Origin of the sequence: Phaeobacter sp. JH20_26 (genome assembly GCF_048056275.1) — a bacterium.
In the GTDB taxonomy this organism is placed as follows: domain Bacteria; phylum Pseudomonadota; class Alphaproteobacteria; order Rhodobacterales; family Rhodobacteraceae; genus Phaeobacter; species Phaeobacter bryozoorum.
The window spans coordinates 55,285-69,204 of record NZ_JAYMWL010000022.1; the positions used below are offsets into that span (position 1 = coordinate 55,285).

Here is a 13,920-nt window from a genome sequence, read left to right on the forward strand (position 1 = left end):
AGGACACGAGAGAGCGACAGAAGAGACACCCAGGCCCGAACGACACAGGCCCGAACGACACAGGCCCGAACGACCCAGACCCGAACGACCCAGACCCGGTGCGGATCTCCCCGCGCCGCGCCATCAGCCGTGGCGGTGGCGCCCCGAACTGGTGCAGCTGCGCCCGGCCCTCCGCAGACGATATTTCCGGCCACTCGCCCGACTAATCCGCAGGCAGCTCAACCGGCATGCCATGTGGCGTCGACAGATAAGCCGCCTCCCAGCGGGCGCGCATCCCCTCGGCATCGGCAGGAGCCACCCGGCCTGTCTCTGCCAGAAACATCTCCAGCGTCTCCAGCCAGACGGCAAAGTAATCCTCGCCCCCGTTCAGATCGCGCTCCAGCCCATGGCGGCGCAGGCTGGCAGAAAACCGCGTCACCCAGTCGCCCCAGGACAACGCCCCGCTTTCATTCAGATGCACCGTCAGCGCAAAGACCTGCGCATGCCACGGCTGTTCAAAGGCCGGTTCCGGGCGCTCTGCCACCGGCGTGTCAGTTGTGCTCATGCCGGCTCCAGATAGCTTTGCCACAGGTCGAGAACCACCTCGTCGCGCGGATGCTCCGGCGCGCTCCACAGCTCGGCCGCCGGGAACACCACCGCATAAAGCGGCTCCGGCGCCTCCCCCAGACCATGTGCGGCACTGTCCGGCAGAACATGCGCCCCATGCAGGCGCAGCACGCGACCGCTGGCGCCCACTGCATAGTCGGGCAATCGGGTGTGACCGCCCGCCACCAGCCGGTTGCCACCGGGGCGGCGACAGCGCACCGCATCGCCGGGGGCAAAGACCACCGGCACATCAGAGGGCCGGTCCGCCGGTCCGCCCTTGGCGAGGGTTGCGGCCACATCCGATGCCTTCAGCGCACGGGCAGCGAGCGGATGCGGGGCCACGGCCTCTGCGCCCGTGCCGTCTTTCTGACGCCCCCCTGCCTCGGCTGTCGCCAGATCCGCGCGGCTCAGCACACCCTTTTCCACCAACAGCGTCGCCAGTCCGGCCAGCCATTTCTCGTAGTAGGAAAACCGCGTGTAATCCTTCGGTGCCAGCCGCTCGCGGGCGTGGCGCGAGGTGTCGATATTCCACTGCCCCAGCGCGCCGCAGGCCAGCGTCACCGCCAGGGCACGGGCGTGCCAGTCTTCGGCAAAAACCTCTTCGGCAAAGACCGGGGCATCCTCAGCCTCGGGCACCACCGGCCCGTCCCCGAATCGCCCGCCCATGTCATGCAGCCTGCTCATGTCGCTGCCCCCTCGGGCAGCTGTGCCAGACCGGTGCCGATCATGCTGTCGCGGCTGACCAGCGCCGCCAGCGCGTCCTCGCTCAGCCCCTCACTGCCCGCAGGCCGCATCGGCAGCACCAGATAACGGACCTCAGCGGTAGAATCCCAGACCCGCACCGCGGTGCCGTCGGGCAGGCTCACGCCGAATTCCGCCAGCACCTTGCGCGGCTCGCGTACCGCTCGGGCGCGGTAGGCGTCGGATTTGTACCAGCCCGGCGGGATCCCCAGCAAAGGCCAGGGGTAACAGCTGCATAAGGTGCAGACGACCATGTTATGCTGCTGCGCGGTGTTCTCGACCACCACCATATGTTCACCCTGACGGCCATAATACCCAAGCTCCGCCAGCACCGGATCGGCATCAGCCAGCAGACGCGCCCGAAACTCAGGATCAGCCCAGGCCCGCGCCACCACGTGGGCGCCATTGGCCGGGCCGATACGGTTCTGATAGGTATCGATAATTTCATCCAGCGCCGCCGGATCAATCAGCCCCTTTCGGGTCAGCACCGTCTCCAGCGCCTTGACGCGCAGGGCGGGGTCCGGGGGCAACAGGCTATGCGGGGCGTCTGCGTGATCATGAGGCATAGGGCGAGACTGCCCGCAGCGGCGCAAAGCTGTCCAGTCACAATCCGTCATGATCCCGATCACCAGCCGTGATGCCCGCGCGCAGCCGCGGCAGCCGGACCTCTCATGCGCCGTTTTCTGCGGATTTGATGCGCCCGAAACGCCGCAGGTCCGCCTTCTCCGCCCTTCGGCAAACTGAGCCCTTGCCCCTCAGAGCAATCTTCCCTATTTACCGCCCGATACTCAGCCAACCGCCGTAGGATCCTATGGAAAACGTCGTACTCATCATCCATCTTCTTCTGGCCCTGGGGCTGATTGCCGTTGTCCTCTTGCAGCGCTCCGAAGGCGGCGGCCTTGGCATGGGCGGCGGCGGCGGCGGGGCCATGTCCGGCCGTGCAGCAGCCACCGCGATGAGCAAGGTGACTTGGATCCTGGCCGTGGCCTTCATCGCCACATCCATCACGCTGACCATTCTGGCAGCACAGAAATCCGCAGGCTCTTCGGTTGCAGATCGCCTCTCGGCGCCTGCCGCAGAAGGCGCTGCCGACACACCCGACACCCCGCTGGGCAGCGACCTGCTGCCGCCGGTGCAGGGTGACAATGCACCGCTGGTTCCCAGCGCAGACTAATCCGGCCACCCGGCCCGGAGGACCCTCGGATCAGCCCGACAGCCAATTGCGCTTCGGGCAGATCCGGCAAGACCAGAGCGTCTGACGCGGGATTCGCGAGGATCCACTACACTTAGAATGAACAAAAGCAGCCGTAACAGCATCTTGCGGCTTGCTTGCGCATTTTGCGCGAATCCTTTATATGTAAAGCCCCGTGATGCTGCGGTTTCTGCAACCGCCGGGCAGCTGAATTCTGACTTCTCACGGGGGCAGCCGAACAGACATGGCGCGTTTCATTTTCATTACTGGCGGTGTTGTATCATCTCTGGGCAAAGGGCTGGCATCCGCCGCTCTTGGGGCACTTTTGCAGGCGCGCGGCTACTCCGTCCGCCTGCGCAAACTGGATCCCTATCTGAACGTCGATCCGGGCACGATGAGCCCCTTCGAACATGGCGAGGTCTTCGTCACCGATGACGGTGCCGAAACCGATCTCGACCTCGGTCACTACGAACGTTTCACCGGCGTGGCCGCCCGCAAGACCGACTCGGTCTCCTCGGGCCGGATCTATTCCAACGTGCTGGAAAAGGAACGTCGCGGCGACTACCTCGGCAAGACCATTCAGGTCATTCCGCATGTGACCAATGAAATCAAAGACTTCATCTCCATCGGTGAAGATGAGGTTGATTTCATGCTCTGCGAAATCGGCGGCACCGTCGGCGACATCGAGGGGCTGCCCTTCTTTGAAGCGATCCGCCAGTTCGCCAATGACAAGGCGCGTGGCCAGTGTATCTTCATGCACCTGACCCTCCTGCCCTATATCAAGGCCTCCGGCGAGCTGAAGACCAAGCCGACCCAGCACTCGGTGAAGGAGCTGCGCTCCATCGGTCTGGCACCGGATATCCTGGTTTGCCGCTCCGAAGGGCCGATCCCGCACAAGGAACGCGAAAAACTGGCGCTGTTCTGCAATGTGCGCGCCGACAGCGTGATTGCCGCGCAGGATCTGAAGTCCATCTACGAGGCCCCGCTGGCCTATCACCGCGAAGGTCTCGATCAGGCGGTTCTGGATGCCTTTGGCATTGCGCCGGCCCCGAAACCCAATCTGACCCGCTGGGAAGATGTGGCCGATCGCATCTACAACCCCGAAGGCGAGGTCAAAATCGCCATCGTCGGCAAATACACCCAGCTGGAAGACGCCTATAAATCCATCGCCGAGGCGCTGACCCATGGCGGCATGTCCAACCGCGTGAAGGTAAAGATCGAATGGGTCGATGCCGAGCTGTTCGACAAGGAAGACGCCGCTCCCTACCTGCAAGGCTATAACGCCATTCTGGTGCCCGGCGGCTTTGGCGAGCGCGGCACCGAGGGCAAGATCAAGGCCGCTCAATATGCCCGCGAGCACAAGCTGCCCTATCTCGGCATCTGTCTGGGTATGCAGATGGCCGTCATCGAGGCTGCGCGCAATGTCGCGGGCATCGCGGAGGCAGGCTCCGAGGAATTCGACCATGAGGCAGGCAAGAAACGCTTTGAACCGGTGGTCTATCACCTGAAGGAATGGGTGCAGGGCAACCACACCGTGGCGCGCAAGGTCGATGACGACAAAGGCGGCACCATGCGTCTGGGCTCCTACAACGCCACGCTGGCCGAAGGCTCCAAGGTGGCCGAGGTCTATGGCACCACCCGGATCGAGGAACGCCACCGTCACCGCTATGAGGTGGACACCAAATACCGCGAGCAGCTGGAAGCCTGTGGCCTGAAATTCTCCGGCATGTCGCCGGATGGTCGCCTGCCGGAAATCGTCGAATGGACGGATCACCCGTGGTTCATCGGCGTACAGTTCCACCCCGAGCTGAAGTCGAAACCGTTTGAGCCGCACCCGCTGTTTGACGATTTCGTCCGCGCCGCCAAGGAAGCCTCGCGGCTGGTCTGACCGGCACAGCGCCCGACGCATCGGGCCTGACTGAAACACACCAAAAGGCAGACCGCCCCGGTCTGCCTTTTTTGCGTGCGAACGCCTGACGGATATGCCTGCCTGCGATGTTTCGCCGAACCGCCGCCCGGTCGCGTCACTGTTAGCGGAGGCGTTAGCGCAACCACTTGATACAGATAGTTGTTTCCCACCGCAGGCGCGGTATAGACGATGCCAGACAGACAATCCCTTTTCGTGGAGACCCGACCTATGGCGCAAGAAACCTCGACCCAGACTGCTCAGCTCGATCGCATCGCAAACGGCAAGGGCTTCATTGCGGCGCTCGATCAGTCCGGCGGGTCAACCCCGAAGGCGCTGGCGCTTTATGGCGTGACCGAAGACGCCTACAGCAATGACGACGAGATGTTCGGCGAAATCCAGAAAATGCGTGCCCGCATCATCACCGCACCGGATTTCAACAGCGAAAAGATCCTCGGCGCGATCCTGTTTGAAAAAACCATGGATGCCGAAATCGACGGCATCCCGGTGCCTGCCTACCTGTGGGACAATTGCGGCGTAGTGCCTTTCCTCAAGGTCGACAAGGGCCTCGCGGATGAGGCGGACGACGCCCAGACCATGAAACCGATGCCCGATCTTGATCAGCTGCTGTCGCGCGCGGTACAGGCCGGGATTTTCGGCACCAAGATGCGCTCGGTGATCAAGGGCGCCAATGCCACCGGCATCAAGAACGTCGTCGGCCAGCAGTTCATCGTCGGCCGCCAGATTGCCGCTGCCGGTCTGCTGCCGATCATCGAACCCGAAGTGGACATCAACTCCGCCACCAAAGCCGAGGCGGAAACCCTGCTGAAGGCTGCGATTCTGGACGAGCTGAACGCCCTGCCCGCCGACACCAAAGTGGCGCTGAAACTGACCATCCCGACCGAGGCCGGTCTCTATGACGATCTCGCCGCCCATGCCAATGTGGTGCGCGTTGTTGCGCTGTCCGGCGGCTACACCACCGATGACGCCTGCGAAAAGCTGGCCAAGAACAGCACGATGATCGCCTCCTTCAGCCGCGCCCTGACCGAAGGTCTGAATGTCGCGATGAGCGACAGCGACTACAACGCAGCGCTTGGCTCCAACATCGACAAGATCTACCGCGCCTCGATCTGACGATCACGCCGCCCCTGACGGGGACAGACAACAAGGTAAAGAGCCGCGCCGGTCAGATCCCGGCGCGGCTCTCTTTCATTGCACTGACTGGCTGACGTCGGCCTCAGTCGAATTTAGGCGCGCGGTTCTGCATCTGGGCGGCGACCACTTCCATCTGCTCAGGCTTGCCGATCAGACCGACCTGAACACGGGATTCCTCCAGCAGCACCTCGGCGCGATCCGCGCTGGCCTCGGCCGTCTCGATCAGCGTTTTTGCCGCGCGGATGGCGGCGGGGCTTTGCCCGGCGATCAATGACGCCAGTTCATGGGCGCGGGCGATGGGATCCTCGGCCAGCTCGGTGACCAGCCCCCAGTCCAGCGCCTGCGGCGCCGACACTTTCTCCGCCGTATAGGTCAGCCGCCGCAGCACATCGGAGCGCAGCAGCCGCGGCAAGAGCACCATGCCGCCCATATCCGGCACGATCCCCCATTTCATCTCCATCACTGAAAACCGCGCATCGGGCGCAGCAATGCGGATATCGGCCCCCAGCGCCAGTTGCAGACCGCCGCCAAAGGCCACGCCGTTGATCGCCGCAATCACCGGCATCGGCAGGCGACGCCAGACCATTGCCACCTGCTGCACCTGATTGGCATCGCCATGAGAGCGGCTCATCAGCCACTCTGTCGGGTCTTTCATCCCCATCTGGGCAAAGCTCATCAGATCAAGGCCGGCGCAGAACGCCTTGCCCTCGCCCGAGAGCACAACCACCCGCGCCTTGCTGTCCATCAGGCTTTCGCCAGCGGCAATGATCTCTTCGATCATCTGGCTGTCCAGCGCGTTCATCTTGTCACCGCGGGTCAATGTCACCCGTGCAATATGGTCTTCGATCTCTACCGATACCCGTGCCATCTCGGCGCCCTCCTTCTTGGAATTTTCGTTGGCGGCAGACTGCCCCGGATCCCGGCAGTGATCCAGCGTAACGCCGGGGCAAAGCGACGCGCTTGCCCGGACGCACCGGATCACGTTATCTCAGCCCATGACACAGCCACGCTACACCCCGCTTGCCCACTCCCTCCCCGCCTCTGTCCCCTTTGTCGGGCCGGAAACCCAGGAGCGCCAGCGCGGCGCGCCCTTCACGGCGCGGCTGGGCGCCAATGAAAACATCTTTGGCCCCTCGCCCAAGGCGATTGCGGCCATGCAGGCCTCGCTGGGCGAAATCTGGAAATATGGCGACGCCGAGAGCCATGACCTGCGCGAGGCGCTGGCCGCGCATCACGGTGTTGCGCCCCAGAACATCATGATCGGCGAAGGTATCGACGGGCTGCTGGGCTATCTGGTGCGGCTGCTGATTGGCGAAGGCGATGCGGTGGTGACCTCGCTTGGCGCCTATCCGACCTTCAACTACCATGTCGCGGGCTTTGGCGGCCTGTTGCATACCGTCCCCTACAAGGACGACCACGAAGACCCCGCCGCGCTCTTTGCAAAGGCGGCCGAGGTGGATGCCAAGCTGGTCTACCTCGCCAATCCCGACAATCCGATGGGCAGCTGGCACAGCGGCGCTGATCTGCTGGCCGCGATGGACGCCCTGCCAGAGGGCTGCCTGCTGCTGCTGGATGAGGCCTATATCGACTGCGCCCCCGAGGGCACTGCCCTGCCGATAGATATCGACGATCCCCGCGTGATACGCACTCGGACGTTTTCCAAGGCCTATGGCATGGCCGGTGCGCGGGTGGGCTACGTGCTGGCAGAGGCCGGGCTGGTCAGCGCCTTCAACAAGGTGCGCAACCATTTCGGCATGAACCGCACCGCTCAGATCGGCGCATTGGCGGCCCTGCGGGATCAGGCGTGGCTGGCCGAGGTGCTGGGCCGCATTGCCACCGCACGCGACCGGATTGCGCAGATTGCCCGCGACAATGGGCTAACGCCCCTGCCCTCAGCCACCAATTTCGTGGCCATCGACTGTGGCGGTGACGGTGCCTTTGCCAAATCAGTGCTGGAGAGCCTGGTGGATCAGGGCGTGTTTGTGCGGATGCCCTTTGCGGCGCCGCAAAACCGCTGCATCCGGGTCAGCTGCGGGCCGGAAGATCAGCTGGACGCCTTTGCCCGCGCGCTGCCCCTCGCGCTGGAGCGGGCGCGCAACGGCTGAGGCTGCGTCAGGGCCTGCTGCGGATCACCCGCAGCAGCTGCCTCTCTCTGATGTGTCTGCAACAGATGCCGCGCCACCCCCGGCGATCACCTGTGAGGCCGCCTCCAGCGCGCCGGAACCATGCGGGATCTCCAGCGCCTTCAGACCGGCATCAACCCCGCCCAGCAGCCCCATGATCATCTGACCGTTCACATGGCCCATATGGCCCAGCCGCAGGAACCCGTGCCACTCCGGGCTGTTCGGCGGCGCCATGCCAAGGCCGATGCCCAGCGTCAGCCCAAGGGTCTGTTCCACCCAATTGCGCAGGCGCGTGCCGCGATCGCCGTCGATATGCAGCGATGTGACCGCGTTTGACCGCAAAGCGACCTCCTGCACATTCATCCGCAGCGGGCCACCTTCGCCCCAGCGGTCACAGGCCGCCCAGATCGCCTGCGCCAACAGGTGATGGCGCGCCCAGACGGCCTCCATCCCCTCACCGTGGATCAGATCCAGTGCGGCCCGCAGACCATAGAGGTGATGCGTGGGCGCGGTGCCGCCGAAATACTGGTAGAATTCCTCCGGGTTGGCACGCGGCTGCCAGTCCCAATAGCGGCTGACCCGTGGCAGGCGGGCGCGGGCCTCCGCCGCCTTTGGCCCGAAGAAGACAAACCCCATGCCCGCAGGCACCATCAGCCCCTTCTGGCAGGCCGAGACCATCACATCCACGCCCCAGTCGTCCATCTCGAACCGGTCACAGCCAAGCGAGGCAATGCAGTCGACCATCAACAGCGCCGGGTGGCCGCAGGCATCCAGTGCCGCGCGCATTGCCGTCACATCATTGCGGATCGCGCTGGAGGTATCGACATGCACCGTCAGAACCGCCTTGATCCGATGGGCGGTATCGGCGGCGAGATGGCTGGAGATCTGGTCCATGTCCCAGGCCGAGCCGGTGCCGAAATACAAAAGCTCCACCTTGATGCCGAGCGCCTCCGCCATTTCCGACCAGCCAATGCCAAAACGGCCCGAGGCGGCGACAAGCACCGTGTCACCCGGCTGAAGGGTGTTCAGCAACGCCGCTTCCCAGGCGCCGTGACCGTTGGAAATATAGATCGCCACATCATGATCGGTGCGCGCCACCCGGCGCAGGTCCGGGATCAGGGTTGCCGTCATCTCCACCAGTTCACCGGCGTAGATATTCGGCGACGGGCGGTGCATCGCCTGCAACACCGCGTCCGGCATGACCGAGGGGCCGGGAATGGCCAGATATCCGCGTCCCGCGGCAAGGGAAACACCCGCTGTCATGCTGCACTCCTATGTTTATCTGGGCAAACTGTGACGCGGGTCTGCGGTGGCTGCAACCCCTTGCAACGGCGCCGCACGCGCATTTGACGCAGCGGTTTTACCGCCGCCCAGAGCTGGCCCATCGGCTGCGAAACCCGCGCCATGCTTGCACCTTTTCCCCCAGCTGCTTAAATGGCTCAGGCCTGACGTGGATGTCAGCGCCAGAAAAAACCACATCGGTTGTGATCCTTGCCCCAGACTGACCCCAAGACGACGCCCCCATCCGCAACGCCGGACACGCCGGACGCCCCTGCGGTGGATGCCGCCCCCTCGCCCAGGCGGGCGGTGGCACCCGCCACGGCAGAGGCCCCGGCCATCAAGTCAAAGCCCGAGCACATGTCCTCGCGCGAGCTGCTGGGCTGGCTGTGGCGCGGCTATCTGCGCCATTACATGGGCCTTCTGGGACTGGCGATCGTCTTCATGCTGATCGAAGGCGGCACCGTCGGCGGCCTCAGCTACATGATGCAGCCGATGTTCGATCTGGTATTTGTGGCGGGCAATACCACTGCGCTGTTCTGGGTCAGCCTGGCGTTTCTGATCATCTTCTCCATGCGCGGGATTTCCAGCGTCTGTCAGAAGGTCATTCTCAGCAAGATTTCCCAGACCTCCGCTGCCCATATGCGCAAGGACATGCTGGCGCGGCTGATCCGGCAGGATCCGTCCTTTCATCAGGTGAACCCGCCCGGTTTCCTGATCCAGCGGGTGCAGAGCGATGTGATGGCGATCAATTCGGTCTGGCAGGCGCTGATCACCGGTGCCGGCCGCGATGTCACGCAGATGGTGGCCGTTCTGGCTGTGGCGATCAGCGTTGACTGGCGCTGGACCGCGATCATGCTGGTCGGCCTGCCGATGCTGCTGTTGCCGCTGGCCGCCGTACAGCGCTATGTGCGCCGCAAGGCCTCGCAGGCGCGCGATCTGGGGGCCTCGCTGTCGACCCGGCTCGACGAGATCTTTCACGGGATCGTGCCGATCAAGCTGAACAATCTCGAAGACTACCAGACCGATCGTTTCGGCGGCCATATGGACCAGTTTGTCCGCTCCGAAGTGCGCGCCTCTTTTGGTGTGGCCTCAACCACCGGGATGATCGACATCATGGCCGGCTTGGGCGTGATGGGCGTGGTGCTTTATGGCGGCGCCGAAATCATCGAGGGCAAGAAGACCGTGGGCGAGTTCATGAGCTTTTTCACCGCCATCGGTCTGGCCTTTGACCCGATGCGCCGGCTGGCCTCGATCAGCGGCACCTGGCAGGCCGCGGCCGCCGCCATGGAACGCATCAAGGAACTGATGGACTCGCCGATCAAACTGGTGTCGCCGGAGACGCCGGTGCCCGCCCCCAAGGGCCTGCCCGAGGTGGCGCTGAGCGATGTCACCCTGCGCTATGGCGACTCGGATGTGTTGCGCGAACTGTCGCTGGTGGCAGAGGCCGGCAAGACCACGGCGCTGGTTGGCGCCTCCGGGGCCGGGAAATCCACCATCTTCAACCTGCTCACCCGGCTGGTGGACCCGCAGGAGGGATCAGTGACCGTGGGCGGCGTCGCCGTGCGGGACATGGATCTGGATGATCTGCGCGGGCTGTTCTCGGTGGTGACCCAAGAGGCGCTGCTGTTTGACGAGACCCTGCGCGAAAACATCCTGCTGGGGCGCACTGATGTGAGTGATGAGCGGCTACAGGAAGTTCTGGAAGCCTCGCATGTGGCCGATTTCCTGCCAAAGCTCGCCAATGGGCTGGATACGCTGGTGGGTCCGCGTGGCTCGGCCCTGTCCGGTGGCCAGCGTCAGCGGGTGGTGATTGCCCGCGCGCTGCTGCGTGACACGCCGATCCTGCTGCTGGATGAGGCGACCTCGGCGCTGGATGCGCAATCTGAAAAGGTGGTGCAACAGGCGCTGGAGAAACTCTCGGGCGGGCGCACCACGCTGGTGATCGCACACCGGCTGTCGACCATCCGCAATGCCGATAAAATCGTGGTGATGGAACGTGGCCGTGTGATGGATCAGGGCACCCACGAGGAACTGCTGGAGCGTGGCGGCATCTATGCAGATCTCTACCGGTTGCAGTTTCAGGACGGCAAAACGCTGGTGGACCGCGCAGGCGTCGCCGCGCAGGCGCCCAGACAGTTCAGCGAAGGCGGCGACCAGCCGCGCTGGTTCCAGAAACTGGCCCGGCGCATGTTCGGCTAGGCCTTGCCCACTTCGCGACCTACATTGCCTTCGTGATCTTTCAGGAGCCTGACCCATGACCAACCGCCGCATCCTGCGTCTTTCCGGCGCTGAAACCCGCGACTTCCTTCAGGGGTTGATCACCAATGATGTCGCCAAGGTGGATCAGGGGCTGGTCTATGCCGCCCTGCTGACCCCGCAGGGCAAATATCTGGCGGATTTCTTTGTCGCCGCTGATGGCGATGACCTGCTGGTGGACGTGGACGAAAGCCTCGCCGCGGGGCTGGCGAAACGGCTGACAATGTACCGGCTGCGCGCCAAGGTCACCATCGAGGAAACCGATCTGGCCGTGCGCCGGGGCACCGGGCCGGCGCCTGAGGGCGCGCTGGCGGATCCGCGCCACCCGGATCTGGGCTGGCGCGCCTATGGCACCGAAAGCGGCGAGGACGGCAGCAACTGGGACGCCATCCGGGTCGCCCATTGCATCCCCGAAACCGGCATCGAGCTGGGGCCGGAGAGCTACATTCTGGAAGCCGGGTTTGAGCGGCTGAACGGCGTCGATTTCCGCAAGGGCTGCTATGTCGGCCAGGAGGTCACCGCCCGGATGAAACACAAGACCACCCTGCGCAAGGGTCTTTCCACCGTCGCCATCGAGGGCAGCGCGCCCATCGGCACCGAGATCCGCCGCGCCGACAAAGCCGTCGGGACGCTGTTCACCCAGTCGGGCGAACACGCGATTGCCTATCTGCGATTCGACCGTGCGGGCGACGATATGTGCGCGCAGGACGCACGGGTTCATTGGCAGGTTAAGACCTGAGGCGATTCCGTGGCCGCCACCCGAGATCGTGACGCGACGTCACATCGGGATCGCTGTCTCGGGCGGCTATGTCTCAGACATCATTTCACGAGGATAATTTCATGCGATTGCTCCCCTGCCTTGCCCTGACGCTGCTGCCCCTGCCCGCGTTTTCCAGTGACTACTGGGAATATCAGGACTGGTCCGTCGCCGCCGATATGCGCGTCACCGAAGAGCACGATTGGCGCGATTGCACCGCCTGGACCGGCGGCGACGGGCTGCCGCTGCTGCGCCTCACGGTGACCGAGGGCGATGTCGGCCCGCCTGAAACCTACCCCCAGCTTGAGCTGTTTGAGAGCGCCGCGCGCCATTATCCGACGCAGGTTCAGAACGGTCAGGCCATCGGCTTTATCATCGACCAGAAGGCGGTGTTCTACGGTATCGCCGATGCCGAGATCAACGAGGAAGGCATTGCCGAAGCGCGCGCCATGGTCCGCTGGATGGATGCGCTGAACACCATTCTCTGGATGCAGGACGGCGATCGGATGGAGGTGCGGACCGTGGTGCCCTATGGCGCGGGCGAGATGGTTCTGGATGCCTCTCTGGCCGGGTTCACCGCTGCCTATGGCAAGATGATGGACGAATGCGGCCACAGCCTGGAACTGCGCAAGATTGAAATCGACTACAACTGATCGGCTCTGCCACCTGTTGTGACACCATGAAAAACCCCCGCAGGACAGCCTGCGGGGGTTATTCATTTGCTGGAACTGTTGGCGCTAACCGCTTAGGCGCGCTCAGAATATTCCATGGTCTCGGTATTGACGACGATCATCTCATCCTGACCGACAAAGGGCGGCACCATGACCTTAACGCCATTGTCCAGGATCGCAGGCTTGAAGGAGTTGGCAGCGGTCTGACCTTTGACCACCGGCTCGGTCTCGACAATCTTGCAGGTGACTTTCTGCGGCAGCGTTGCGTTCAGCGCCTCGGATTCATGGAATTCCACAACGATGGTCATGCCGTCCTGAAGGAACGGGCGGCGATCGCCCAGCAGATCGGCGGGCAGCTCGATCTGCTCATAGGTTTCAGCATCCATGAACACCAGCATGCCGTCGCTCTCATAGAGGAACTGCTGGTCCTTCTGTTCCAGACGGACCTTTTCGACCTTGTCGGCGGAGCGGAACCGCTCGTTCAGTTTGGAGCCGTTGCGCAGGTTGCGCATCTCGACCTGGGCAAAGGCGCCGCCCTTGCCGGGCTTCACGTGATCGACTTTGACAGCGGCCCACAGACCGCCGTTGTGTTCGAGAACATTGCCGGGGCGGATCTCGTTACCGTTGATTTTGGGCATGACAAAAATCCCTCTCGGGTGGTTGATGAACTGTTAACCGCCCCTATATCTGGCAGGGAGTCGGCTGGCAAGACAACGATATGTCGTGTGAGGGACCGGGGAGCCATGCAAATTGCGCATAAAAGATATGCGTATGAAGGCTATCCGAATCGTCACAATTCCGCCATAAGGAGCGCTACGCCGAAATTGCAATAGCAAGAACAAAAAGGAAGCACGATGCGAGATTTCGTTGACGGCACCGCATATAACAACGAGCAAGGCAACCGGGCACGCAAGCTGTTTGCGGCGGTGGTATTGGCTGCGCTGGACGATGCGATTGCTGATGACAAGAAATACGGTAACGGCCCCGAGCAGATCGCTCGGTGGGCACGGTCGCGCGACGGGCGCGAAGTGCTGAGCTGTGCAGGCATCGACCCGAACGAACGTGTGGTCGGCGGCCTGATGGAATTTGTGGGCCGGGGTGTCCGTACCTCTGTTGCACTGTCGCGCGAAGAGAGCGAACGCCGCAACGCGGCACAGGCCGAAGCGGCCTGATCAGACCTGCCAGTCTGACGGACAGTTAACCGTCAAAGAAAAGCGCGTCCTGGGGGGCGCGTTTTTTCTTTTGGCGATGGC

General features: G+C 63.4%; 14 protein-coding genes. 8 read left to right on the forward strand and 6 right to left on the reverse strand.

The features are described from left to right. Nucleotides 1-202 precede the first annotated feature (202 nt). The 3 genes from VWY60_RS17165 to nthA are packed head-to-tail and all read right to left on the reverse strand — an operon-like array spanning nucleotide 203 to nucleotide 1,892. Nucleotides 203-544 (reverse strand): nitrile hydratase accessory protein, encoded by a 342-nt coding sequence (locus tag VWY60_RS17165; protein ID WP_416541258.1) that lies wholly within the window; start codon nucleotides 542-544, stop codon nucleotides 203-205. Further along, complete coding sequence (nthB, locus tag VWY60_RS17170) at nucleotides 541-1,269, reverse strand: nitrile hydratase subunit beta (RefSeq protein WP_416541259.1); 729 nt, start codon at nucleotides 1,267-1,269, stop codon at nucleotides 541-543. The genes VWY60_RS17165 and nthB overlap by 4 nt, the downstream gene beginning before the upstream one ends. Further along, nucleotides 1,266-1,892 carry a nitrile hydratase subunit alpha gene (gene nthA / locus VWY60_RS17175; protein WP_416541260.1) on the reverse strand — a complete coding sequence of 209 codons (627 nt, stop codon included), beginning with the start codon at nucleotides 1,890-1,892 and terminating at the stop codon, nucleotides 1,266-1,268. The genes nthB and nthA overlap by 4 nt, the downstream gene beginning before the upstream one ends. 245 nt (nucleotides 1,893-2,137) lie before the next feature. Between nthA and secG the strand changes: the two genes are divergently transcribed. The 3 genes from secG (at nucleotide 2,138) to VWY60_RS17190 (ending at nucleotide 5,558) form a co-directional block, all read left to right on the forward strand. Next, the gene (secG, locus tag VWY60_RS17180; protein WP_340546143.1) at nucleotides 2,138-2,500 is read left to right on the forward strand and encodes a preprotein translocase subunit SecG; all 363 of its coding nucleotides are present in this window, start codon (nucleotides 2,138-2,140) and stop codon (nucleotides 2,498-2,500) included. Between the two features lie 262 nt (nucleotides 2,501-2,762). Then, the gene (locus VWY60_RS17185; protein WP_340546144.1) at nucleotides 2,763-4,406 is read left to right on the forward strand and encodes a CTP synthase; all 1,644 of its coding nucleotides are present in this window, start codon (nucleotides 2,763-2,765) and stop codon (nucleotides 4,404-4,406) included. Nucleotides 4,407-4,655: 249 nt separating this feature from the next. Beyond that, nucleotides 4,656-5,558 carry a fructose bisphosphate aldolase gene (locus tag VWY60_RS17190; RefSeq protein ID WP_416535046.1) on the forward strand — a complete coding sequence of 301 codons (903 nt, stop codon included), beginning with the start codon at nucleotides 4,656-4,658 and terminating at the stop codon, nucleotides 5,556-5,558. A 103-nt stretch (nucleotides 5,559-5,661) separates the two neighbouring features. Here VWY60_RS17190 and VWY60_RS17195 read toward each other — a convergent pair whose 3' ends face one another. Then, a complete protein-coding gene (locus VWY60_RS17195) occupies nucleotides 5,662-6,447 on the reverse strand; it encodes a crotonase/enoyl-CoA hydratase family protein (protein ID WP_416541261.1) in 786 nt (261 codons plus the stop codon). 127 nt (nucleotides 6,448-6,574) lie between these two features. Between VWY60_RS17195 and VWY60_RS17200 the strand changes: the two genes are divergently transcribed. Beyond that, nucleotides 6,575-7,684: a pyridoxal phosphate-dependent aminotransferase gene (locus tag VWY60_RS17200; protein WP_416541262.1), complete on the forward strand. Its 1,110-nt coding sequence runs from the start codon at nucleotides 6,575-6,577 to the stop codon at nucleotides 7,682-7,684. Between the two features lie 24 nt (nucleotides 7,685-7,708). On the opposite strand, the gene VWY60_RS17205 is transcribed toward VWY60_RS17200, so the two are convergent. After that, complete coding sequence (locus VWY60_RS17205; RefSeq protein ID WP_416541263.1) at nucleotides 7,709-8,965, reverse strand: pyridoxal-phosphate-dependent aminotransferase family protein; 1,257 nt, start codon at nucleotides 8,963-8,965, stop codon at nucleotides 7,709-7,711. Nucleotides 8,966-9,340: 375 nt separating this feature from the next. Here VWY60_RS17205 and VWY60_RS17210 point away from each other — a divergent pair, with 375 nt between their 5' ends. The 3 genes from VWY60_RS17210 (at nucleotide 9,341) to VWY60_RS17220 (ending at nucleotide 12,649) form a co-directional block, all read left to right on the forward strand. Continuing rightward, entirely contained in the window at nucleotides 9,341-11,182 is a 1,842-nt protein-coding gene (locus VWY60_RS17210; protein ID WP_416541321.1) for an ABC transporter ATP-binding protein, read from the forward strand. A 55-nt stretch (nucleotides 11,183-11,237) separates the two neighbouring features. Further along, nucleotides 11,238-11,978, forward strand: coding sequence for a YgfZ/GcvT domain-containing protein (locus VWY60_RS17215; RefSeq protein ID WP_416541264.1), 741 nt, complete (start codon nucleotides 11,238-11,240; stop codon nucleotides 11,976-11,978). 101 nt (nucleotides 11,979-12,079) lie between these two features. Then, complete coding sequence (locus VWY60_RS17220; protein ID WP_340546150.1) at nucleotides 12,080-12,649, forward strand: hypothetical protein; 570 nt, start codon at nucleotides 12,080-12,082, stop codon at nucleotides 12,647-12,649. Between the two features lie 92 nt (nucleotides 12,650-12,741). On the opposite strand, the gene efp is transcribed toward VWY60_RS17220, so the two are convergent. After that, nucleotides 12,742-13,305: an elongation factor P gene (gene efp / locus VWY60_RS17225; protein ID WP_340546151.1), complete on the reverse strand. Its 564-nt coding sequence runs from the start codon at nucleotides 13,303-13,305 to the stop codon at nucleotides 12,742-12,744. A gap of 216 nt (nucleotides 13,306-13,521) precedes the next feature. Here efp and VWY60_RS17230 point away from each other — a divergent pair, with 216 nt between their 5' ends. Next, entirely contained in the window at nucleotides 13,522-13,839 is a 318-nt protein-coding gene (locus VWY60_RS17230; protein ID WP_008207990.1) for a DUF6280 family protein, read from the forward strand. Nucleotides 13,840-13,920: the final 81 nt, after the last annotated feature.

What these genes read in the sequence shown, in the direction of transcription:
- VWY60_RS17165 (WP_416541258.1), bottom strand. Translation starts at nt 544, where the DNA reads ATGAGCACAACTGACACGCCGGTGGCAGAGCGCCCGGAACCGGCCTTT.
- nthB (WP_416541259.1), bottom strand. Translation starts at nt 1,269, where the DNA reads ATGAGCAGGCTGCATGACATGGGCGGGCGATTCGGGGACGGGCCGGTG.
- nthA (WP_416541260.1), bottom strand. Translation starts at nt 1,892, where the DNA reads ATGCCTCATGATCACGCAGACGCCCCGCATAGCCTGTTGCCCCCGGAC.
- secG (WP_340546143.1), top strand. Translation starts at nt 2,138, where the DNA reads ATGGAAAACGTCGTACTCATCATCCATCTTCTTCTGGCCCTGGGGCTG.
- VWY60_RS17185 (WP_340546144.1), top strand. Translation starts at nt 2,763, where the DNA reads ATGGCGCGTTTCATTTTCATTACTGGCGGTGTTGTATCATCTCTGGGC.
- VWY60_RS17190 (WP_416535046.1), top strand. Translation starts at nt 4,656, where the DNA reads ATGGCGCAAGAAACCTCGACCCAGACTGCTCAGCTCGATCGCATCGCA.
- VWY60_RS17195 (WP_416541261.1), bottom strand. Translation starts at nt 6,447, where the DNA reads ATGGCACGGGTATCGGTAGAGATCGAAGACCATATTGCACGGGTGACA.
- VWY60_RS17200 (WP_416541262.1), top strand. Translation starts at nt 6,575, where the DNA reads ATGACACAGCCACGCTACACCCCGCTTGCCCACTCCCTCCCCGCCTCT.
- VWY60_RS17205 (WP_416541263.1), bottom strand. Translation starts at nt 8,965, where the DNA reads ATGACAGCGGGTGTTTCCCTTGCCGCGGGACGCGGATATCTGGCCATT.
- VWY60_RS17210 (WP_416541321.1), top strand. Translation starts at nt 9,341, where the DNA reads ATGTCCTCGCGCGAGCTGCTGGGCTGGCTGTGGCGCGGCTATCTGCGC.
- VWY60_RS17215 (WP_416541264.1), top strand. Translation starts at nt 11,238, where the DNA reads ATGACCAACCGCCGCATCCTGCGTCTTTCCGGCGCTGAAACCCGCGAC.
- VWY60_RS17220 (WP_340546150.1), top strand. Translation starts at nt 12,080, where the DNA reads ATGCGATTGCTCCCCTGCCTTGCCCTGACGCTGCTGCCCCTGCCCGCG.
- efp (WP_340546151.1), bottom strand. Translation starts at nt 13,305, where the DNA reads ATGCCCAAAATCAACGGTAACGAGATCCGCCCCGGCAATGTTCTCGAA.
- VWY60_RS17230 (WP_008207990.1), top strand. Translation starts at nt 13,522, where the DNA reads ATGCGAGATTTCGTTGACGGCACCGCATATAACAACGAGCAAGGCAAC.